General features: G+C 50.7%; 19 protein-coding genes. 1 reads left to right on the forward strand and 18 read right to left on the reverse strand.

What is annotated here, in order from left to right; translation table 11 throughout:
* Positions 1-69: 69 nt before the first annotated feature.
* The 3 genes from K7P01_RS09555 to K7P01_RS09565 all read right to left on the reverse strand — a co-directional run bounded on the left by K7P01_RS09555 (position 70) and on the right by K7P01_RS09565 (position 2,445).
* Positions 70-762 carry a LytR/AlgR family response regulator transcription factor gene (locus tag K7P01_RS09555; protein WP_267292235.1) on the reverse strand — a complete coding sequence of 231 codons (693 nt, stop codon included), beginning with the start codon at positions 760-762 and terminating at the stop codon, positions 70-72.
* Positions 759-1,784: a sensor histidine kinase gene (locus K7P01_RS09560; RefSeq protein ID WP_267292237.1), complete on the reverse strand. Its 1,026-nt coding sequence runs from the start codon at positions 1,782-1,784 to the stop codon at positions 759-761. Before K7P01_RS09560 ends, K7P01_RS09555 begins: the two co-directional genes overlap by 4 nt.
* Positions 1,785-1,950: 166 nt before the next feature.
* Positions 1,951-2,445 (reverse strand): DinB family protein, encoded by a 495-nt coding sequence (locus K7P01_RS09565; RefSeq protein WP_267292239.1) that lies wholly within the window; start codon positions 2,443-2,445, stop codon positions 1,951-1,953.
* Between the two features lie 111 nt (positions 2,446-2,556).
* On the opposite strand from K7P01_RS09565, the gene K7P01_RS09570 reads away from it, so the two are divergent.
* Positions 2,557-2,808 (forward strand): hypothetical protein, encoded by a 252-nt coding sequence (locus tag K7P01_RS09570; RefSeq protein WP_267292241.1) that lies wholly within the window; start codon positions 2,557-2,559, stop codon positions 2,806-2,808.
* A 118-nt stretch (positions 2,809-2,926) separates the two neighbouring features.
* On the opposite strand, the gene K7P01_RS09575 is transcribed toward K7P01_RS09570, so the two are convergent.
* The 15 genes from K7P01_RS09575 to K7P01_RS09645 form a co-directional block, all read right to left on the reverse strand.
* Positions 2,927-3,931: an alpha/beta hydrolase gene (locus tag K7P01_RS09575; RefSeq protein ID WP_267292243.1), complete on the reverse strand. Its 1,005-nt coding sequence runs from the start codon at positions 3,929-3,931 to the stop codon at positions 2,927-2,929.
* Between the two features lie 58 nt (positions 3,932-3,989).
* Entirely contained in the window at positions 3,990-4,772 is a 783-nt protein-coding gene (locus tag K7P01_RS09580) for an alpha/beta hydrolase (RefSeq protein ID WP_267292245.1), read from the reverse strand.
* Positions 4,773-4,949: 177 nt separating this feature from the next.
* On the reverse strand, positions 4,950-5,483 hold the full coding sequence (locus tag K7P01_RS09585) for a hypothetical protein (RefSeq protein WP_267292247.1): 534 nt from the start codon (positions 5,481-5,483) through the stop codon (positions 4,950-4,952).
* A gap of 4 nt (positions 5,484-5,487) precedes the next feature.
* Positions 5,488-6,108, reverse strand: coding sequence for a cysteine hydrolase family protein (locus K7P01_RS09590; protein ID WP_267292249.1), 621 nt, complete (start codon positions 6,106-6,108; stop codon positions 5,488-5,490).
* A 92-nt stretch (positions 6,109-6,200) separates the two neighbouring features.
* Positions 6,201-7,625 (reverse strand): sigma-54-dependent transcriptional regulator, encoded by a 1,425-nt coding sequence (locus K7P01_RS09595; RefSeq protein ID WP_267292251.1) that lies wholly within the window; start codon positions 7,623-7,625, stop codon positions 6,201-6,203.
* The gene (locus K7P01_RS09600) at positions 7,622-10,084 is read right to left on the reverse strand and encodes a sensor histidine kinase (protein ID WP_267292253.1); all 2,463 of its coding nucleotides are present in this window, start codon (positions 10,082-10,084) and stop codon (positions 7,622-7,624) included. The genes K7P01_RS09595 and K7P01_RS09600 overlap by 4 nt, the downstream gene beginning before the upstream one ends.
* A 79-nt stretch (positions 10,085-10,163) precedes the next feature.
* Positions 10,164-11,024, reverse strand: coding sequence for an AraC family transcriptional regulator (locus tag K7P01_RS09605; protein WP_267292255.1), 861 nt, complete (start codon positions 11,022-11,024; stop codon positions 10,164-10,166).
* A gap of 206 nt (positions 11,025-11,230) precedes the next feature.
* Entirely contained in the window at positions 11,231-12,211 is a 981-nt protein-coding gene (locus K7P01_RS09610) for an alpha/beta fold hydrolase (protein WP_267292257.1), read from the reverse strand.
* Positions 12,212-12,507: 296 nt separating this feature from the next.
* The gene (locus tag K7P01_RS09615) at positions 12,508-13,038 is read right to left on the reverse strand and encodes a hypothetical protein (protein WP_267292259.1); all 531 of its coding nucleotides are present in this window, start codon (positions 13,036-13,038) and stop codon (positions 12,508-12,510) included.
* A 79-nt stretch (positions 13,039-13,117) separates the two neighbouring features.
* Positions 13,118-14,032, reverse strand: a complete 915-nt coding sequence (locus K7P01_RS09620) for an alpha/beta hydrolase (RefSeq protein ID WP_267292261.1) — start codon at positions 14,030-14,032, stop codon at positions 13,118-13,120.
* 114 nt (positions 14,033-14,146) lie between these two features.
* Entirely contained in the window at positions 14,147-14,575 is a 429-nt protein-coding gene (locus K7P01_RS09625) for a GNAT family N-acetyltransferase (RefSeq protein WP_267292263.1), read from the reverse strand.
* A gap of 50 nt (positions 14,576-14,625) precedes the next feature.
* Positions 14,626-16,077 (reverse strand): rubredoxin, encoded by a 1,452-nt coding sequence (locus K7P01_RS09630; RefSeq protein ID WP_267292265.1) that lies wholly within the window; start codon positions 16,075-16,077, stop codon positions 14,626-14,628.
* Positions 16,078-16,103: 26 nt separating this feature from the next.
* On the reverse strand, positions 16,104-19,613 hold the full coding sequence (locus tag K7P01_RS09635) for a nitrate reductase (protein WP_267292267.1): 3,510 nt from the start codon (positions 19,611-19,613) through the stop codon (positions 16,104-16,106).
* A gap of 43 nt (positions 19,614-19,656) precedes the next feature.
* The gene (locus K7P01_RS09640) at positions 19,657-21,027 is read right to left on the reverse strand and encodes an alginate export family protein (protein ID WP_267292269.1); all 1,371 of its coding nucleotides are present in this window, start codon (positions 21,025-21,027) and stop codon (positions 19,657-19,659) included.
* Between the two features lie 66 nt (positions 21,028-21,093).
* A complete protein-coding gene (locus K7P01_RS09645; protein ID WP_267292271.1) occupies positions 21,094-22,416 on the reverse strand; it encodes an MFS transporter in 1,323 nt (440 codons plus the stop codon).
* Positions 22,417-22,472 lie beyond the last annotated feature (56 nt).

A 22,472-nucleotide genomic window follows, 5' to 3' on the forward strand; every position in this document is an offset into this window, starting at 1 on the left:
AACCCTGTAAAATTTTTTGAGAAGAAGAGGAAGAGTTATGCGAAGAATGCAGCCTCCGGCACAGATCGCTTAGTGGGAATAGCGATTAAAAAACTCGTCGGCATACGTTCTGCCGATTGGAAACTCCTTGTCGCCGAGAAAAATCGTAGTTCCTCTTACGGCTTCGATTCTACTGAATGGCAAAATGAAGCTACGGTGAACACGAACAAAATCTACAGAGCCCAACTTTTCCATCATATCCTTCATGGGCATCCGCGCCACGATGGTTTTTCGATCCTTGATGTAGATCTTGAGATAGTCTGCCAACCCTTCGATGTATAGAATATCAGCCAATGGAACTTTCACCAAACTAAAATCGGCACGAACAAAGATGTTTTTATCCGCGCTTTGATTCTTGCTATGAATGTATTCAAAATATTCCCGTGCTTTGGTAATAGCCTGGGTAAAGCGCTTTTGATTAATAGGTTTCAGTAAATAATCAATGGCGCTAAGCTCGTAGCTGGTGGCGGCGTATTCACTAAACGCAGTGGTAAAGATCACCATCGTATTCTGCTGCAGCGACTTTACTAAACTAATGCCGGTCATGGCCGGCATCTGTATGTCGCAAAAGATCAGATCAATCGGAAATTTCCGTAGGTGCTTTAATGCTTCGTTGGGCTGGGTGAATGTTTTTTGCAGATTGATGATGTTACTTTTATTGCATAGCGATTGAATCACGGTCAGTGCTAACGGTTCGTCGTCTATGGCAATCGCATTGATCATTGTAGGTTGATGTATAAAGAAACGAAAAATTCCTTTTCAGAATCGTTAATAACCAGCAAATTCTTGGAAGGATAAATCAAATTCAGCCGGTGTTTTGTATTTTCTATCCCCAACCCGCTCCTTTCAGAAATGTCACGCTGAACATTCACTTTATTGTTCAACACCTTTAACTGAATTTCGTTGTTGTTCATGGTTATCTTCACCTTGATGCGACTTTTCTGCTCGGAGTTCACCCCGTGTTTAAAGGCATTCTCGATAAAAGGAATCAGTAGCATGGGGGCGATTTTCAAGGGCGGGATGGTTTCCAGGCTATGATACTCCAGCCTGACACTTCTGTCGAGACGAATCTTTTGTAATTCAATGAAGTTACTGATGTAATTTATTTCGTCCTCCAGCAAAACAAAATCCTGTTGTATGTCTTTCATGGTGTAACGCATCATCTCCGACAGCTTGTCCACCATGTCGGCCGCTTTGGGGGAGTCATCAATGGCCGTCGCGTAGATGTTGTTCAAGGTATTAAACAGGAAATGCGGGTTGATCTGTGACTTCAGCGACGCTATTTGCGCAGAAAGCTTCTCACTTTCCGTCTGTTTTAATCTGTTATATACGGTCCATAAAACAGATGAAACAATGGCCAGGAGCCACAACGAAAGGGCATTGATGATGATAACCGGAATAATCTTTTCACTCGCCGGATGTTTTCGGGCCAATGTCTCGGGATTAAAATCAGAAAGCAAAAATGTGGTACTTAAAAGCAAAAATGCGATCACTATTGCCAGCAATAGAAATAAACAATAGCGCCAGTATTTCTTTGCCAGCAGATACCGGGGTATGAGCAGGAAATAATTGAAATAGAAAATTACCAACAACACAGCACTTAAAACAAAGCAAAGCAAAAGATACTTTGTGTCTGACTCGGGATCCAACGAACTAAAAATCTGATCGGTTGAAACGTAGGGAATAACCAGCAACAATACCCAAACTAAGATGTGTACAGCAATGGCGAGCCGTTTAATTTTCATAACTACCTGGTAAGTAATGTACAAACCAAAGGTATGTTTCTTTCGTCTCAAAAAATTTGAGATAAAGGAGGATAGTTTGAAGAAGTATGACGCAACAGGCCATTCAATAAACTGAATTTCAACAGATTAACAAAACCATAGAGATCACTGAACGGATGCCCGTCCATTAGACATTTTCTATCCACCAAAGGTATGCGTCATAGTCCGTTACGGGTATTTCTACTGTTACTCCCAGCGCACGACACATGGTAACGACCTGCCCCCGGTGGTACGAACTGTGATTGACGACGTGCAGGATATATTCGTACCGGCTTTGCGTGCTGTCAGAAACCTGAATACTTTCAATCAACTGTTGTTCATTTAGTACGGAAAGGCTATCCACCAACTGCTGTGAGCTTATAACAAGATCGGCCATAACCTCGTCGACTGCATGCTCTCTTACCGGCGTGTTAAACTCATTCATCTCACCTCTGGCAATCAGCGCATGCCAGTAAACCTGGGCGGCCAGGATATGTTGGAGAGCCCGATCAATTGTTCCGAAGCTTGAGCCCGTTTTCTCATAAAGTATGTGCCGGTCGATTGTCATCAACCAGGAGGTAAGACGTTCGTTAGCCCAAAGGTTATAGCGAAGGAGACGGGTCGTGAGGCTTTGAAGGTGCATGACTAGACTTGTTTATGGGCATAATTTTAGCAAGAATTCGGCTAGCAATTATCAGAGTTGCCAAATGAGCCTACTTTGGCTAAATTTCGCGTCCACAATACATGCTTAATTATGTTCGAAGGGTCGGATTTCCCCAAGTCGCTTGATGAAGAAACGTTTAACCTTTGGCTGGAAAACGGCCGGCAAAGCAAGATAGGCTACAGCTATTTGCTTATTGTTTGGGATGAATATGAAGCGGCATACCGACCTGTTTATGTCGAGAACCGCGAGGAAATCGGCAGCTATCAAAAATACAATGAAGCGACGGGCCGGGAATCGCTTGTGGCCGCGTATGATTTGTATTCTGAGTCGAGGATTGCTTAAGAGCAGTTTTTGACCATCGGCGGGAATTGAGTAGTCTTTTCCCTAAAACGAATTCAGAAATAAAAGGCCGTCTCTTCTCGGAGACGGCCTTTTATTTAGAGGTTACACAGACTCGCCATTATTTCAGCGCATTCTTCAGCTCAGCTGCCGCGGCGCGCAAGGCGGACTGTACGGCCGGCAGGTTGGCCAGCGGATTCAGCAATCCGTAATCGTGAATCATACCTTGCATGCGTACCAGCGTTACCGCCACGCCGGCTTCGTCGAGCTTGCGGGCATACGCTTCGCCCTCGTCGCGCAACACGTCGTTCTCGGCGGTCTGCACAAGTGTGGGCGGCAGGCCTTTCAGGTCGCTGAAGGCGGCTTTCAAGGGTGATGCAAAGATGTCGTTGCGTTGCGCCTTGGGTATGTAACTGTCCCAGAACCAGATCATCATGTTCTTGGTCAGGAACCGTGCGGTAGCGTATTGGTTGTAGGATGCCGTTTCAAAATTAGCGTCCGTGACAGGCCAGAATAAAAGCTGAAACTTCAATTGCGGGCCTTTCTGCCTCACCGCCGTGAGCGCGGTAGCCGCCGCCAGGTTTCCTCCGGCACTATTACCCACCACAGCCAGACGCTGACCGTCCACCTTGATCTCTTCACCATGCGCCGCCACCCATTTTAGCGCTGCGTACGATTCGTTCAACGCAACAGGGTATTTTACCTCCGGCGAACGGGAGTATTCAACAAACACTGCCGCCACACCTGAGTATACCACCAGATCCCGTACAAAACGTTGGTGGGTAGCAAAGTCACCCAGTACCCAGCCGCCGCCATGGTAGAACAAAAATGCTGGCAGTGTGCCTGCCTCGCCCGAAGGACGCACAACGTATAGCTTAACAGAAAGGCCATCTTGTTGGATCGTCTTTTCAGACACGTCCACACCCGACAGGTCTACTTTCACCGAACTTTGTGCGCCTTCCAGTACTTTGCGCGCATCACCCGGTGTCATGGTTTCCATGGGTTTCCCACCGCCACCGTTCAGCATATTCAGGAAGGCTTTCGTGCGGGTTTCAATGGCAGGATCCTTCGCCGGATCAATCGGCTTCTGCGCCTCTGCCGTTTCTGTAAGAATGCTTGTTGCCATAATTGCTGCAATGATTAAATATTTCATGATCGATGTATAAATTGATTGAACAGCTGTGTTATGCTCGCTTGCCGATCCAGTCGAGGATTTCGGCAGCGTCCTGTCGCCATGTGGGCAGCCCCAGAATATAATGGTTTCGATCTTTGAGCTTATACTCGCGGATAGAACCTTTGTCTCTGTACCGTTTAAATACACGCGCGCAGAGATGCGCAGGAATGATCTGGTCTTTTGTACCTGCCAGGAATAGCATCGGCACATGCGGCTTTTTAAAGTCCACATAGGCTGCGCTGGTTAGTCCGCCACGGGCAGCTCGTTTAGATTCCGGAATGGCGATCGCATAGTATGCATTTTTCTGATCCTCGTACGACATGCCATTCGTAAAGGCAAATTGCCACTTCTCAAACGACATCATATAGGTTTTATTGAGTGACGTAAACAGGCCCAGTGCCTTCCAGCCCGATCGTAAAAAATTCAATTCATACGGAAAAACCCCCTGGGGCGGCGCGGCGTGAATGGCGACTACCGCTGCGGCAAGTCCCTGGTTCATCAATACCTGGCTGATGGCGCCACCAAAAGAGTGGCCAATAAGGATCGGCTTCTCCGGCAGCGACCGGATGATCCGGGCATAGCTATTAACGATGTCTTCCAATGTCACCGCGGCCAATACCGGATCAGGATGACGCGCGCGGAGAGTCACCGCATCCGCATCCTTTCCTGGCCACGGCGGGGCTATTGTATTGTACCCTTTACCTTCAAAGTAAAGCTTCCAGTCGTCCCAGCAGGCATGGCTGACGAAGGCGCCCGTAATAAATACAATATTTTTTGATAGTATTCTATTCATAGCTGTATAGTTAAAGGTTTTGCAAAAAGGATAAAACAAAGTTAGACCTCATCGCAGCCCTCGACAATGGAAAAATAGGAGGAAGTCTTGTATCGATGCATCCGTCGCTCCTTTAGCCAGCACGAATATCAGGACAAACAACAGGTAAGAGGTCGGGGCATATGACTAATTGATATATCATGCTAACCAAATTCCGCCTTGCGCCTTTTGCTCGATATCCTGCGCGAACCGAGGAGTTTCTTCTTGATTATGTCCTGCCAGGCTTTCTGTCATGCGCGACTTGATAGACTCCAGGTCAGTTATGCCGACGTCGTGGAGCAAGGCATCAAACTCCGCAGTCATCCACACCATCACATGATTAATAAGCTCAGTCTCCTTATCCGAACGACGCACCGCCTGCAACTCCCAGGTAATGCCCAACTTGGTGTGTCCCATCGGCGAAAATGAATCGGAAAGCGAGTACACGCGACAATGGGAGCGCTCGCTTATTTCCTCCTGGTAATGCTGTACCAGCAGATTGCCGCCGACCATTTCTACATTGAGTGACAGCAGCTTGCCATCCGGTGAGACAGAGCTGCCGCCAGCGATGTGCGCAGACGAGCACGCACGATATTCGTGATCTTTGAGCGTGAATAGCCACGTTGTCAAATGGATCAGTTCCTGCGGCGCATGTATAATGGCCGAAGTGATACTTTCTGCTAATAGTATCATCGTTTTACACCTGTTGTAGGGTGGCCACAAATTCTTCAGTCGTCAGCAACGCATGGCCGTAGTTGGGAAAATTAATCTCCGTTGTAGCCTTAATCTCATCCCACGTAAAAGCCGCTATCCCATCTTTGATCAGTGTAACGTGGTACCCCAGCTCCACACCGTAACGCGCAGTAGAATCGATACAGGTATTGGCACGCATACCCGCCAGCACGATGTGATCAATGCCGTGCATGGTGAGCAAAAAATGAAGGTCAGTATTGGCAAAGCCGCTGCCGGTCCAGTGATGCTGCGCTATGATATCGCCTGGCTTGGCCACCAATGCCGGGTGAACCTCAGCACCCCAGCTATTCTTTTCAAACAACGTTGTGCGTTGACTGCCGATGTGCGAAGGAGCGTAAAACTTCCAATTGAGATAATCGCCTTGCTCCGTGTGATGATGGGGTGCATACACCACCTTAATACCCCTCGCCCGCGCAGCGCCGAGAAGTATCTGAAGATTCTGTACCAATCCTACGCCTGAGACAGTCTCACGCGTATAGGACCATAACTTTCCGCCTTCGGACAGGAAATCATTAAACGGATCGACCAGCACCAGGGCTGTATTTTTCGGTGTGTAAATGTTCATACACAAATCTCATCACGATGGATAACTGGTACCATAGCGATCTAACGGTTTCCGTTGTACCAATCGCGATTTTCGTCTGTACAACCGGTATATTAATCCCAGTGCGTTTTCTTTTCAATGCCTAGCTTGCGGATACGCGCATTTAACGTCGATACATTCATACCTAAAAGCTCTGCAGCCCCACCTTCTCCAAATACTTTACCCCTGGCCCGTTGTAGCGCAGCCAGGATATGCTCACGCTCATTCTCCTCGAGTGTCTGCATGCTACGGCTGTCATCAATATTCTCTTTTTTGGATTGCTGTGGTAAAATACAATCTTCAATCACCGTCCCCTGTGATAAAAGCGCGCTTCGCTCCATGAGGTTTTCCAGCTCGCGAATATTACCCGGCCAGGAATAGTGAAGAAGCTGCTTCATAACCTCATCCGTCACACCGCTAAGCGGGCGTCCCAGCTTGCGCGAATAATATTGCACAAAATGCCTGACCAGGTCGGGGATATCTTCCTTCCGCTCGCGCAGCGGCGGAACAACAATGGGGAACACATTCAGCCGGTAGTACAGATCGATGCGAAAGCGACCGTCCGCCAAGGCTTTCTCCAGATTCCGGTTAGTAGCGGTAATAATCCGAATGTTGATCTTTATCGGGGCTTTTCCACCAAGCGGTTCGATCTCTTTCTCTTGCAGTACGCGCAGCAATTTAGCTTGCAGCTCGAGCGGAATCTCCCCTACTTCGTCCAGGAAGATCGTCCCGCCGTCGGCCTGCTCAAATTTTCCAATACGCTTCTCGGAAGCCCCCGTAAACGCCCCTTTAGCATGGCCAAACAATTCCGACTCAATAAGCGTGGCGGGCAACGCGGCACAGTTGACTTTCACCAACGGTTTTGTGCGCCGTGGTGAAAACTGGTGTATCGCCTCCGCAATGCGCTCTTTGCCCGTACCACTTTCTCCCAGGATCAACACCGACGTGTCAGACGGTGCCACTACACGCACGTGGTTCCACACATGGCGAAGCGCTTTGCTATTGCCGACAATACCCAGCGAGATCGGGCTATCGATGTCTTTTTCCGCAGCGTCGTTTTTTCGCGTCGGCAGCAGGCGCGTAAGCTGATCTTGCAAGCCTGGCTCATGGCGCAACCGCGACTCAAGACTATTTTCATGCAGGTAGTGCGCAATATCCAGTGTCACGAGTACATCCTTCTCACGAAACGGCTTAACCAAAAAACCATACGGCTGCGTAGCCTTGGCCTCATCCAGTACGGTCTTGTGAGAGTTAGCCGACAGATATACAAATGGAATATTCTGCTCTTTCAGTCCACGCGCCAGGTCAATGCCGGTTAGTTTTCCCTTCAGGTATATGTCGATGAGCACCAGCGTAGGTCTTTCCTGTTCGACAACACCCCACGCCTCATGAACGGATTGGGCGATCGTGCACACCCGATGGCCGGCACGCTCCAGGATCATCTGGAGGTTATTCGCCTCGATAAACTGGTCTTCTACAATCAGGATCTTCTGTTTCATACAATCATCTCCACGGGTTCGGCCGCATGCCCATCGCGAATGGCATGCAGTAGGGTGTTGTCAGCAAACGTAATGGTAATAATGGTACCGGCATGGCCGGCGATGGTAAAGGTTGCATCGATCTCTTTACTCAGGCCACGCATCAAACGCATACCGAGTGAACTGGCATTCACGTTATCAAAGTCTACTGGAAGCCCGCTGCCATTATCCGAAATAATTAGACGACATCGCACATCATCTTCTTTCAGCGATATGGTAATGACACCAGCATTTTGCGGAAATGCGTATTTAATCGAATTTGTGATCGCCTCGTTCATGACCAGGCCCAATGGTATGGCCATACCCACATCCAGCTTGATAGGCTCGATGTCGAGCTCGAAGCGAATACGTTGGGCAATATCAAAACTGTCTCCCAGATAATTAACCAGCTCTTTTATATAAATAGACATGTCAATCGTGGTGACATTGTCGGAAAGATACAGCTTCTGATGAATAAGCGACATGGCAAACACGCGGTGTTGACTGTCGCGCACAGCCGCCAGCGCGTCGTTGCCGAGGTACGCCGACTGCGATTCCAGAAGACTTACAATCGTATGCAGATTATTTTTTACACGATGATGGATCTCTTTTACCAACCATTCCTTCTCGTCCAGCAGGCGCTGCAGCGTCCGGTTCTTCTGGCTGATCTCGAGCTGCTTGCTTTGCAGTTGCGCATTACTGCGCAGCTTGGCGCGATACAGGTAATACAATAGCCCCAAAATGATCAGCAACAGTACAACACCGGCCAGCGTAATATTCCGGACGAAGGCCGCTTGCTGGTTTCGTTCTGTCAACAGTTGAATATCCTGATCTTTACGTGCCGACTCATATCTCACTTCCAGCTCCGCTATTTTATTCCGCTGGGTTATGCTATAGACTGAATCGCGAAAAACCGAATGCTGCCGATAGTGCTTTATGGCCGACAAATAGTGCCCCTCGACCGAGTCAAGTTTGGCCGATAATAGATGTAGATTGGCAAGTGCCTGCACTGCTCCTTTTTTTTCCACAAATGGCATGGCCTTATCAATATAAAGATGCGACCGGGCGTATTGTTGTCGGTTGAAATAGAAAATAGCGATCCACAAATAAGCATCGGGCAGCTCCGAATAAACATACGCGGGAGGAAACCTCTCTGCCATGACGGTGAACTGTAGGTATTGTTGCTCTGCTTCTGCAAAACGTTTTAGGCCCGCATATGTATTCCCTAACAGCAGTGCCAGATGCATCTTATCAAACGTGCTTCCCGGTGGAAACGAGGTCACAACCTCTTCGATTAGCTGCAAGGCTGCCGTAAATTCCCTAGTACGTACCAACCAGTTGCCGCGCGCAAAAAAACTTTTATACCAGAAGATCTGATTCTCTTTTGTCCGAAGCTCTTTTAAGGCTCGTTCGTTCCAATATAGAGCCTCCTTTATGTTGGAAGTTTGACCGTGCGCTTCTGCCATGCGCTGATAGAAAATACACGCCAACGCCGCATCGTGCGTTTTCGCCATGAATTTTAAAGACTGCTCGGCGTGATACCGCGCTTTCACGTTGTCGCTCGTACGGCTATAGATATACGCCAGCGTATTGTGCACATATTGCAAATGCTGATACCCCAGCTTGGTGTGTACCTCGAGCAGGTCCAACATATCCTTCTCCGCCTCCCGGGGGTTCGTAAAAAAGTGCTCTGTGCCAATAGCCCCCTTTATTTCTGCTTCGAGAAAATGCCGGGCATGTTTCTGGCTGAGCGACAATGCTTCTTCCAGTAAGGGAAGTTTGGCAGGATGCGTAATCGGCAGGCCCATGGCCTTTGCATACAGGTTATCAGCCAGCGTCACACCATCCCGTATGGTCCGCACAGTCTGTACAGCCTCTTCAAAGTATTGTTGACTTTCCGGCAATGCCCCTCGCTGCGCATACAGCTTACCGAGCAGCAGCAACGATTCATTCTTCCATTTCTCCGGAAACGCGGGCGTTGCCTCGGTGTGCAGCCTGCGGATAAAATGCTCGGCATGGGACAAGTCTGTACTATCGTTGCCTGGCTTAAACAGGTAGTAACTTCCCAACTCGGTCAGCAATTGCAACCGGGCCTCGCCCGCCGCTGTGCCTAACATCCGCTCAGCCTCACCAACCTTCCCCGCTTGCAGCAACCGGCTACCCGGAGTTTCCCATTGGTTACTATATCCCGCACTGTACGGCAGCAAACGGTTTAGTTGATAAATATGGCAGGCATACGCTTTCGCACTGTCCATATCCAGCTGTCCCTGCGTTACGGCGTGTATATAGTTTCCTGTAGCATTCAGCAGCATGCGCGTCATAACCAGGTCATATCCCTTCGGCAGCGGGTTGGTGGGAATCTGTGCGTATCCCTGCCTGAACAGGGTCACGAGGACACAAACGACAAAGTATCGGCAGAATAACGAATGCTGCTGAGTCATAACGCGCGGGGGGTAGATCGGTTAATTTATACTACTAAAGTACGCAATCAAACCTTGCGTCTATATAACGTCAGAAAAATTATGCAAACAGCGCACTTTTATAGCTGGAAAAACTTACCCCGGAATATGTTTTAAAAAACTTACTGAAATGAGCATGATCCTGAAAACCCAGGGCGTCGGCGATTTCCTTCATGCGCAACCCCGGGCAGGCCGCCTGGCGTTTGGCTTCCAGCACAATCTGTTGTTGAATGTGATAGCTGGCCGGAAAGCCGGACACACGCTTCACGCGCTGGTTCAAATAGTTGGGCGTGACGCAAAGATCGTCGGCATACTCCGATACTTTCTTCTTCGTGGCATAATGCTGTTCCACCAGCGCCATAAACTTCCGAACCATATCAAGATCACGACTGTTAACGGCCACAGCCAGATCCTGAGGCGTATTACGGGTCAGGTAAATACCCAATATCCGCACCAGATTTTTGAGTATCTCCGCGCGCAACATAAAATAGCTATGGTACTCGCGCAGCATTTTCTCAATGACGTCCTGCATTTCAAAGGCCTGCGCGGCATCTGGCTGAAGCCTCAGAACCTTGTTGCCCAGCGCATGTTGCGCAGACAAAATGGATAAATCCGCTTGCCCTTCCGAGAGCTTGAGAAAGTCGCGGCTGATGGAAAGGTAATATCCTACCACCCGGTCGGCGGAGGTAAGCGTACGGCACAGTCCTGGAGCCAGGCAAAAGACAACGTTACCGGAAAATGTAACGGTGTTAAAATCGGCCATGAGCGATCCGCTACCACGTTGTATCCAGATGATCTCCACCTGCGTCAGGCGTAGGCCATCGTTACATTGAAGCATCGGTAAGCTCGTTTCGAGTGGGCTTACAACAAAAGGCAGCGATGTGTGCTGCACGATGGGGGAGTTGAGGGGGGTAAGGTTCATATGAGTTAGGATTGATTCATACGGCGCCTTCCAATACTTGTGCCAGGTTACGAAGTCACTGGTATACAAAGCGATACAAAAAAAACCACTACCGTGCATTAGTGATATAGCACGAATTGGTTAAATCCTGTAGTGATCCGGCAATGGATATAAAAAAACCGCCTCGGGAGCGAGACGGTCGGTGTTTTAGCACGCTGCCATACACACTATTCCACCGTTTTCGCCGTGTGTGTAATAAAGTTGTGCAAATAACTGGCCGTAAGCGCAGGATATTGCTGCTGTGGCCCATGCCCTGCCTGCGGCAACATAATAATCTGCAGCGAAGTATAGTGTCGCGTCAGGGCATACCAACCTTCAATCGGAAATACAATATCGTGCTCACCCGACAGGGCCAGGATTGGAATGCCGGCCGTAGCCAAAAAAGCATGGGCCTTCTCGTCTGCGCCATAGCGGGCGACGGTCTGGAAATATTTCTCAAACTTGTCGGGCGTAACATAGATGTCACGGTCGACCGTGCGGGCCTGTATCCGCGCACGCGACTGGCGGGCAGCCTCCACGCTTGCTTTATAGCGAGGCTCAAAGAACAGCACCACCTCATCGTCTTCGTCGTTTACAGGCTTCAAGGCCCGGTCAAAAAAGATCTGTTCCGGAGCAAAAGCATTTTTCCCCAGCGGCCCGGTACCTAAGAGGATGAGGTGTGAAACAAGTTGAGGCGTATGCGCCGTTATATATTGTGCCACACGACCACCATGCGACCATCCAACCAATACACACTGCTGAATGTTCAAGGCCTGCGCCAAATCCCGAACGTCCCTCACCTCGGTGAGCGAGTCGGCCGGATTGACCAACGTCGAAAGACCAATGCCGCTGTAGTCAAACGTAACAACTGTATAGTGTTGCGCTAACTGGTCTAGAAATAGAGGATCCCAGTCGTCCAACGTACCGCGAAAGCGATTACACAAGATCATGGCCGGACCTTGCCCGATCTTACGGTAGGCTATACGCCGCCCGTCTTTTTCCACGTATTGTGTGGCGACCGTCGCAGCGTGCACGATCGAGTCCCCGACAACTTCCGCCGACTGAGGTTTACTTTCCGATGTGTTTGTACTACAATGTTGAAGGGAGCAGGCCAGCAGGCACAGCATCAGGCTGCCCGCCCACCCGCCGGGAGAGTTGGTATTCTTCATAACCGAATGGATTTAACTTCCACAAAGTTGGCTGTGTAATAGCATTTATCGTTATTGAATCAGCGCAGAAAGATGTATCGATCCGTCAGGGGCACTCCCTTGGGGGGACTTCTTTTTTTATAAATAATGTCTTTAAAAGAGTGGCAAAAGCGAGGATGTCCTAGAGGTAACCTAGTCTTGAGCTAGTGTTAACCTACTCATAAGCTAGTTCTTAAAGGACTAGGACAGATCACGGTCAGGTCCTATTGTTGTTCATGAAGAATCACAGCAAGATGGGCATAGAGGTGTACTGTCCCCTACCGTCGGAACATTGGCAGGGGTCGGAGCGGATGCCGTAGAAAATGGCGCCACGCCGACCGCAATAAAAATAGATGAAAGCCCAGCCGTGGAAATAACTTTTGTTTGTTACGCATAGCACGGCGGCTTACACCAAAAGATAATACGTTGGCTGACACATCGATCCAATCCGCCTTTCGGAAGACCTCTACGCGCTGTCGATAACGGCCGCGATACGGGGTGATCTTGTGATGCCAGTAAATCATGCACGTCACCTCCTCGATCCAGGCCTGCTGACCAATCTCTTCGAGATAATGGGATGCCTGTTGTACGGATGGCAAGATATAATCAAAGGTATGCGCCGTCCAGATGCCAATATCGTGAAACACGGCCGCCACGGCGTACCGGTGTGCCGCTTCCGGGTCGTCATCGAGCAACGTGCAGTTTAAAAAGATGCGGTAAACATGATTTCGGTATAACGAATAGTCCCGACCGATCACCAACCGAAAGCGCGACAGGATATCTTCAATTGCAGGATAAGCCTCGTGCATAGTTACCATTCTTTGAACGGAAAGATATATTTTTCCCTCCAAAGAGGCGTTGGTCAAATCGCGGCACGCGATGTATTATTTAACGCAAGGTAGAATCCAGAAAGGCCAGTAATGCCTGTCGGGTCGGCTCGGTGTCGAACATCGGCCCGTAGTGGGGTGCATCTTTAATCACGGTCAGTGAATTGCGCACGTTCGCCAGGTCGAGCCATGCTTTTAAAAGATATGATTGTGCCGTCGGCACATCCGGATCTTTCTCACCATGGACGATAAAGAACGGCGGATCTGCCTTGTCGACATACGTGGCCGGGCTCGCCTGCTTGGCCAGGTCCGGTCGCGCCAGCGGCGAAGCACCCAACAGAACCGAGATCGGATCACTCGTTTGCGTCGGCAGCAAGTCGCCATAGAACATCAAAAATTCAGAGGGGCCGTAAAAGTCCACCACACTGCGAAGGGTAAAGGAAGGTTTTCGCCCGCCGGGATAAAATGCCGTAATGTTGTTGTTATTCGACAGTGCCAACAGCGACGCCAGGTGCCCACCTGCCGAAAAGCCCATCAGGGCAAAGTGACTTTGGTCAAGCTTGTATTTCATTGCGTTGTCGTGTAAGAACTGCACCGCCTGAATACAATCCTGAATCTGCGCCGGAAAGATCGCCGTAGTACTATGCCGGTAGTCGATCGACGCCAGGCCATAACCCTTCTCCAGGATCGCCCGGATCGTCCCCTTCATATACCCCATATCGGCGTACTTGTCGTTGTGCATCCAGCCACCGCCATGCACCCAGATCACCAGCGGCACGTTGCCTTTGGCTCCGGGCGGCAGGTATATATCCAGCAGGTGTTTTCGTAGTGTATCACCCGCGTAGGGAATATTGGCATGAAATACTGTTCCCGTGGGAAAAGCATCTTTTATCGCGTCGGGAGTTTTAGGAAGCTGTTGGGCAACCGTTGCTGTTACCAGCAACAAGCTTAGCCATATCAGGTGTAATGTCTTCATGGGGTAGTAGATTCATTTTAAGATACTACGAAGACACTTCATAAACAAACAGCAGCAAACCCTCAAAAGCGATTTCGCACAGACCAAAGTACTGTTCTGACGGACCAGGCGTTTCTATTTACGCCAACGGGAGTAAAAGACAAATGTATTACCCTTATTAAATCCCCGTTCTTCCAGGATCTTCTGCATGACGGTATTGTCCGTCGCCGTCATAACCTCGATCAGCGTGATCCCAAGAGTATCCAGGTCTTTTTCATAATGTTCCAGAAGCGCTGTACCAACCCCCTGCTGCTGCGCCCGCGGGTCAACGATTAACGTTTCAAGATGCGAATACGAATCGTGATAGTCGGCCATCAGCGCTCCGGACAGCCTCCCGTCTGACTCACAAACAAAAACCTTCTTCTTCCCATCCTGAATATACTCGGCAATGTCCCGCTCGCCAAAGCCGGTAGCATCTTCACCAAAAATACGCGTGTCGCTGTTAAATAAGATCGTAAGCGCGGAGATGTCTTTTTGTTCGGCGAGACGAATGATGCGTGTCATGTAAATCCTTTCAGAGTCCGGCGCGAAGATAACGATAAAGCCGTACTCCGTCAGCGCAGCACCGCCACAAAGTCTTTCTTAGGACTCTCACACACATGGCAGTGATAGGATGCCGGCAACTTCTCGAACGATATACCCGGTGAAATACCTGCCGTGGCATCGCCATACTGTTCGTCGTATACCGTCAGGCAATGCGGACATTGATACACCATGCTCATGCGGGCCGGCTGCGTCTCGGGCACAAAAGCTTGTTGCTGTTCCTTTTCCGGATTTAACTGCCGGAAGTACACCTTACTAAGCTCGATAAGCAACGCGGGGATCAGCTCCCGTCGCACGTGTTGCGCATACGGATGATACACGCCATGATTCGGGCTAAAGTTGTGCGCATATAAAATAGTATAAAATTCACCCGGCAAGGCACCAGCAGGTTTTTCACGCTCGATCACTACCGACGTAAAATAAACCATGTCGCGATGAGTCTTGATCGTAAAGGTCAGACCGTGCGTGCTGATATCCTGTTGGTCGAGCTCGCGCACCAGAAACCGCTTCAGATCGAGCGCCTCCAGGTCTGTTACCGGCAGGTGCCAATTCAGCTCCAGCGAAGAATGGCGTTCGTTAATACCATACTTACCCATGAGCTTTTCCCACCGTAGCCGGTCACTTGCCTTGATGCCTTTTAACACAAAAGCCTTCCAGGGAATGATGTTGACCTTGCCAATATTGATTTCCTGGCACAGGCGGCACGCCGCGCTCATAAAGTCGATGTCATACTGGTTGTTGCGCCAATACAATCCCAGCCAGTACTGATTATTCAGCATGGCGTTAAGGCCTTCATAATACGGAAAGGGAATTTCCGAAAGTTTAAGTTTTTCAGTAAGCGGCTTATAGTTGATGCGGACCTTCTCGTTGTTCAGCACCAGGTTCAGCTCCTCCGTGGTAAACGGATGATAGCCCAAAATGAGCTTCTCCAGCTCGCGGGCGATACGCGGTATGTCTTGTCCAAAGATCAGGCGGGGCCAGCATTCCAGGGCATTGGCCTTGCGCGGATCACGTATATATAGATACCAATAGTGCTCTTCGCGGGAGGCAATAAAATTAAGCTCGCCCGTAAACAGCGGCACCAGGCTCTGCAACGGGTCCACAATATTAATCTTCAGCCGTGGTCTGTAGTCAAAACTGTCGATCAATACGTTATAGGTATCTTCCTTCAGCCACCGGGTGGTATCAACAACATTGACGGCTACGTAGGAGCTGACAATATTTTGATACGTCGACTGATCACTTCCCAACTCATAGTCGATCTGGATAGCCTGGAAGCTTTCTGCCAGCGCACTCTCGTCCGCACCATTGGCCGGAAACATAATATCCTGACGCGAACCAAACGACACGTATTTATTACCAAGCGAGCGTGACAGCTCCATGATCTTTAGCAAGTCTATTGGCGAGAGGAAGCCTCCCTTGACAAAAGCTCGTATGAGGTTATGTTTGGCGTGTATCTCCATGAAAATTCGCGGGAGGCAATATAGTGTTAAACGGTTACAGTTTCCAGGCGCAGGATCTTTTGAATTTCAGGCTTGCAGCTTCCACACCCAAGACCCGCGCCCGAGCGTTGGCAAAGCTCATTCAGCGTGTTGCAACCTGTTTTGATCAACGCCTGCAAATTACCCGCTCCCACCTGATTACACGAGCACACCAGTTTGCCCACCACCGGCGCGGCCTTTTTACCTGAGCGCAACAGTTGCAGCCGTTGCGCCGATAGCTCGATCCTGTTTTCAATCAACTCCTTGAACTCGGCAAATTCGCTCTTGTCGCCCATCAAAATCGCCCCTACCAGTCTGTCTTCTTTGATGATGCACTTCTTATAATAGCGCATAGATTTGTCGATAAATAATACCTCGTCGTACCCCACCTCGTTCGCCGGTATTTCGGCCATGCCCAGCGAGCACAAGTCAACGCCTGCAAGTTTGAGGATGTTCATCGGCACCGTGCCTTCGTATATACTCTGCACGTCGCCGTCGAGGTAACGGGCCAGCACATCGGCTTGTTTCTCCGCCGCGGCTGTAATGCCCAGGGTATTGCCCCGGTGCTCTGCGATTTCGCCGATCGCGAAAATGTCGGGATCGCTGGTCTGCAGGTGATCATTCACAATAATGCCCCGGCCTGTGTCGACTCCCGCCTCTTGCGCAAACTCAATGTTCGGCCGCGTGCCCACGGCATACACCAGCGCATTGGCATAAAGGGTCTTACCACTGCGCAGGCCCGCGCGCAGCCGTTGCGTGGCATCGTCCCACACAACCTGTTGTACCTGGTCATTGAGGTATACCGCCACACCTTTCTCTTCAACAAAGTCCAGCAACAACTGGCCTGCCAGGTTATCGACCTGGCGCTCCATCAGGCGGCTACTCATCTGAATGACCGACACCTGAATATCGATCTCGCGTAGGGCCACCGCCAGCTCCAACCCCAGCAAACCTCCACCGATAATGATAACCTGGCCTCCCGGTTTGAGGTGCCCCTTCAGCCGGTCGGCATCAGGCCGCGTGCGCATGGTAAATATACCGGGTAGGTGTGTCGGCGCATCTTTGGGAATAAATGCACGGGTGCCGGTAGCCAACACCAGTTTGTCGTACCGGTGGCGGCGGCCGTGTTTATCGACGACATATTTTTGCTGGCGGTCGATCGACACGATCTCGTTCTCTAATTCCAACGCCACATTCAGTGACTCAAATTCACCCGCCTGAAACTTTTGCAACCGGTCCCACCCCACCGAATCGTTTACATACTCCGGCAACAACACCCGGTTGTAAAATGGATCCTTCTCTTTGGATATGACCATAATCTCGTCCGTGGTATTCAACGCCCGGTATGTACACAGGAATCGGAATGCCGCGGCACCAGCACCGGCCACCAGAATGCGCTCGCGCGATTTAATATAGGGCGTCACCTCTACAGCCGAGAATTTAAAGTCCGGCTCTTTCGAGATGGGGTCTACCAACGTACTGGTTAGATTATTAGCCCGCGCGAGGTCGGTCATGGCTTTGCCCCAGTGCATGGGCAAAAAAACAACACCTTGTTTGATTTCATCTGTAATCTTCGCCCGCACCCGCACATCACCGCGCGCACTGCGTATCGTCACGACGGTTCCTTCCTGTACGTCCCGTGCCGCAGCATCGTCGGGATGTATTTCCAAAAAAGGCTTGTCGATATGCTGACGCAGGCGGCTCACCTTACCCGTTTTCGTCATCGTGTGCCACTGGTCGCGTATCCGCCCCGTGGTAAGGATCAATGGGAACTCTGTGGTAAGCGACTCCGATTGGTTGGCCGGTTTGTCAAGCGGGAAGAACCGGGCCTTTTGCGAAGGGGTATAAAACCGGTGGTCGGTAAACAAACGTGCCGTACCCGGTGACGAAGCATCTTTCACCGGCCATTGAAAGGTGCCCTCGGTTTTTAAACGCGCATACGAAAGGCCGCTGATGTCAATGTTAGTGCCCCGCGTCAGACGCGCGTGCTCATCATAAATCGCCGAAGGCGACGTATAGTCAAAACCGTGAAAGCCCATCGCCCGCGCAAAGCGGCATACAATCTCGGCATCTGCCAACGCCTCCCCCGGCGGTTCTACCACTTTGCTAAGATGACTGATGCGACGTTCGGAGTTGGTCATGGTCCCCTCCTTTTCAAAGTGACCCGCCGCCGGCAACACCAGGTCGGCAAAGCTCAATGTATCCGACTTGCGCGAAATATCTTGTACCACCACAAACCGTGCATTTCCCAACGCTTTCTCCACACGCCGCAGGTCGGGCAGGCTCACCAGCGGATTGGTGCACATGATCCAGATCGCCTTCAGCTCTCCGCGCTCGAGGGCTTCCACCATTTGAGTCGCCGTATAGCCTGGTTTCTCCGAAATGCCGGGTACGCCCCAGAAGTCGGCAACTTCTCGCCGGTGAACCGGGTTCTGTAAACTGCGGTGCGCAGCCAGCATCGTGGCCAGCCCGCCTACCTCGCGTCCGCCCATGGCGTTAGGCTGTCCTGTCAGAGAGAAGGGCCCCGAACCCGGCTTACCGATGTGGCCCGTAATAAGATTCAGACTGATCAACGCAAAATTCTTATGCACACCCACAACGCTTTGGTTCAGCCCCATCGCCCAAAGGGTCAGAAATCCTTTGGCCGCGGCGATATACCCCGCCGCCGTACGAATGTCTTCCTCCGGCACCGCACAGATTCGTGCGGCATCGGCCAGCGGCACAGCGAAGACTGACGTACGATAGCGCTCATAGTCTTCGGTGTGGTTATGAATAAACGTATAGTCCACATCGCCGTTTTCGATCAATACCCGGGCGATAGCATTGTATAGATAGATATCCGTGCCGGGCAGCGGCTGCAGGTGTAAGTCCGCGCCGGTACAGGTTTGTGTCTTGCGGGGATCCACAACGATCAGCTTAACGTCGGGATTGCGCTGCTTATGTGCTTCTATGCGACGGAAAAGAATCGGGTGACACCATGCCGGATTGGCACCTGCGATCAGAAAACAATCCGCCAGCTCAATGTCTTCATACGCAACCGGCACAGCATCTTCTCCCAGCATATTCGTATAACCAGCCACAGCGCTGCTCATACACAACCGGGAATTTGTGTCGATATTATTTGTACCGAGAAAACCCTTTACCAATTTATTGACAACATAATACTCCTCCGTCAGGCATTGCCCCGATACATAAAAGCCAACGGCGTCAGGACCATGCTTTTGAATGATCGTGCTAAACACCGCGGCTGCGCGTTTCAGGGCATCGTCCCAGGTGACACGCTCCAGTGGATGGTTACGACTGCGCCGCATCTCCGGGTAGAACAACCGGTCGCTGTGATCGTTCATGGCATAGTGCAGATTCATGCCTTTCGAGCACAGCATGCCCTTGTTCACCGGATGGTCTTTATCCCCTTCCACCGTGACGTTATTACGTCTATCCCTTTTTACAACAATACCACACCCAACGCCACAGTACGAGCATGTTGTCTTAAAGGATTCTTCCCGCGCGATTGTCATTTCTTTCGTATTAATAATCGTTCTTCAAACTGGTTCTTACTCCCTACAGGTTTGTCCAAGCGGGCCGAAGCACGAGCATGACATACGCCCAATTCGCCGAGCGGTCGGCATTCTTTACATTCTTTACTTTCGGCGAAGTGAGGGTCGTCGACGCCAGCATAGCGCTATAACCGCCTTCGATCTGAATAATGTTCGAAAGCGCATACTGCGCTGTGAAGTCGATCTCCGTACCCAGGTAGCGATCCATCGACTGGCCATCCCCGCCATGCACTCTGTGCGGCAATGAGAAATAGTGCACGTCAGCCATGCACGTCAAACGCGGGCTCGCCACCAGCTTTGACTTCACGTATAGATCTGTCAGACCATTGGCGCCAAAGCCATCCGCCACATAGAAATAATCCATATAGCCCCAGAACTTGTGGGGTGTTCCATACAACGGATCAAAGCGCTGATATTTCTGCGAAGGGTTGTCGCCGTTGTTGCCCGAAGTAAGGTCTACGCCCGGGCCGACACTAAATTTCTTATTCACCGCGTACAGCGCCGACAGCGAGAAAAGATATTCTTGTAAGGATGTGCCGTCCCGGTATTTGCCTCCCTGATAAAAGGCCGTGGCGGCAAGTGACACACGTTTCAGCACCGTGCCAAAGAAATTACCGCCAACCGTATAGCGACTCCAGGCACCCCGTTCATAGAGCGGTGTTCTGGCCAGCGTATCGGCAGGCGCAAAATGAAACTTGCTAAAATCGTCCTTAAAAAACAGGAACGACGCATTCCCGAACGGCAGCTTACGACCGATGTATAAAAACTGCATAGACTTATACAGTGCCGTCATGCCATTGGTACTGGCAGCATAGCCTGTGGGTGTACCGTTGTAGATCGTATTGGCCTTACGTTCCGCATTCTGGTTGTACCCCGCGCCGAGATGCGCCGTCCAACCCTTGTGCTCAAATTTCAATAAAGCAGCATCATGCCGACGCCCTTGCTGGAGCCAATCCAGATTGCCGAGCAGGCGTACATCGTCGTACACCAGCTCCTGCCGACCGATCTTGAGTGTAAAGTTTTTAATAACCTTGCCCGTGTCCACCAGGCTAATCTCACCCCAGGCTTCGTGCAGCATCAGGCCGTCGTATGCATCGGTGGTCACGCGGTTAATGGACGATGCATCTTGCCCCCAGACACGGACATCTTGTATCGCCGTATAGAAGGTAAACCGATGGCCGGTATACCGCAGGTTCACACGCGTGCGTTGTGAAACAAACGCGGCAGGAACCGTGTCGCGCACCGAGGGTGTTCCCTGTCCGTCACGGTATTCGCCCCGTGTGCGCAACTGCGCCGATACCGCCACCTGGGCGTGTACCGAAGCCGGTCCTAAAATCAGGAGGATTAGTAAAAGAATAATAAACTTGCCATGCATAGGTAAAGCGGTTAAGGGTACAGAAAGAAGTGTCCTAAGGTTGGCGTCCGGTTGTTTAGAACCGCCTTAGGCCACTGCCTCTTGTACCGCCGCATCTGCCGTAACAGGCGAAATGGCTGCACGCTGGGCAACTGCCAGCAAAAAGGCAACGGCAGCGACCAGGGCTACAACAATGCCGATCATAAAAAGACTGTCGCGGTATGAAATACTTTCCGAGGCAAACAGAAAACCTGCGAGCACAGCGCCCACGTTGCCACCCGCACCGACAATGCCCGACACGCTCCCCATGGCCTTCGCGTTGATAAACGGAACCACCGAGTACGTAGCACCGTTCGACATCTTCAGGAAGAGCGCAAACACCAGCATCGTTATAATTGCCCAGATCAAAACATCCATGGACGCAAAAAGCATAATACCCAAGCCTTCTAACAAGAGGAATAATGCCAGTATAAAGATGCGCCCGCTCAGGCCATATCGTTTTCCTACTTTGTCACCAAACACACCCCCCAGGGCGCGTGCAAAGATGTTCATCATACCAAAGCCCCCGGCAATGAGCCCCGCCTCTTTCAGACCAAGGTGAAAGTTATCGACGAAATAGAGCGTGGCGATATTGTCGATCGTGATCTCTATACCGAAACAAGCACCGTACGCCAGAAAGAGCACCCACACCCGGTAATCCTGGCAGGTCTTCCAGAAACTTTCTTTCTTCTCCACTGTTGCCGCAGGCAAATCCTTCCGAATCTCCGACAGGTTGCCCGCCGGTGTATCCTGCGTACAGAAATAATAGACAAACCCTAAAATCAACAATACTACACCCGGTACGATCATACTGTAGCGCCAGGCCTCCGGTGCGGCATAGCCCGCGCCCACCAGGGCTGCAAAGATCAGCGGCATGACCATCAGCGTTACGCCGCCGCCCATGTTGCCCCAGCCCGCAGCCGTGGCGTTGGCAGTGCCTACCACATTGGGAGCAAACATCACCGATGTGTGATACTGCGTCACGACAAAAGAGGCGCCGATAACACCGATGGCTAACCGGAAGAGCAGAAATGATTCATAGCTATTGCTCAGGCCGATCAGCATAACCGGGATAGAGCCCAGTATAAGCAATGCGGAATACGAAATGCGCGGCCCAATCTTGTCACACAACCAGCCGAAGAGCAACCGGGCAAAGATCGTGATGGAAACAGACGCGATGATGATGTTACCGATCTGCGCCTTACTCAGGCCCAGGTCTTCCCGTACTACGGGCATCAGGGGAGCAATCCCGAACCAACCAAAAAAACAGAAAAAGAAGGTGATCCAGGTAATGTGAAACGTGCGCATGGGCACGGACGTGAAATCAACCAGGTTGATTCGCGTAGCTTTGGGGAATTGGGTTTGTGACATGCTTTACGTATTAGTATTACGTAATAAACATACTTAAAATACGTATGTTTTACGTA

Source organism: Parachryseolinea silvisoli (assembly GCF_021190955.1).
GTDB classification, from domain to species: domain Bacteria; phylum Bacteroidota; class Bacteroidia; order Cytophagales; family Cyclobacteriaceae; genus Ohtaekwangia; species Ohtaekwangia silvisoli.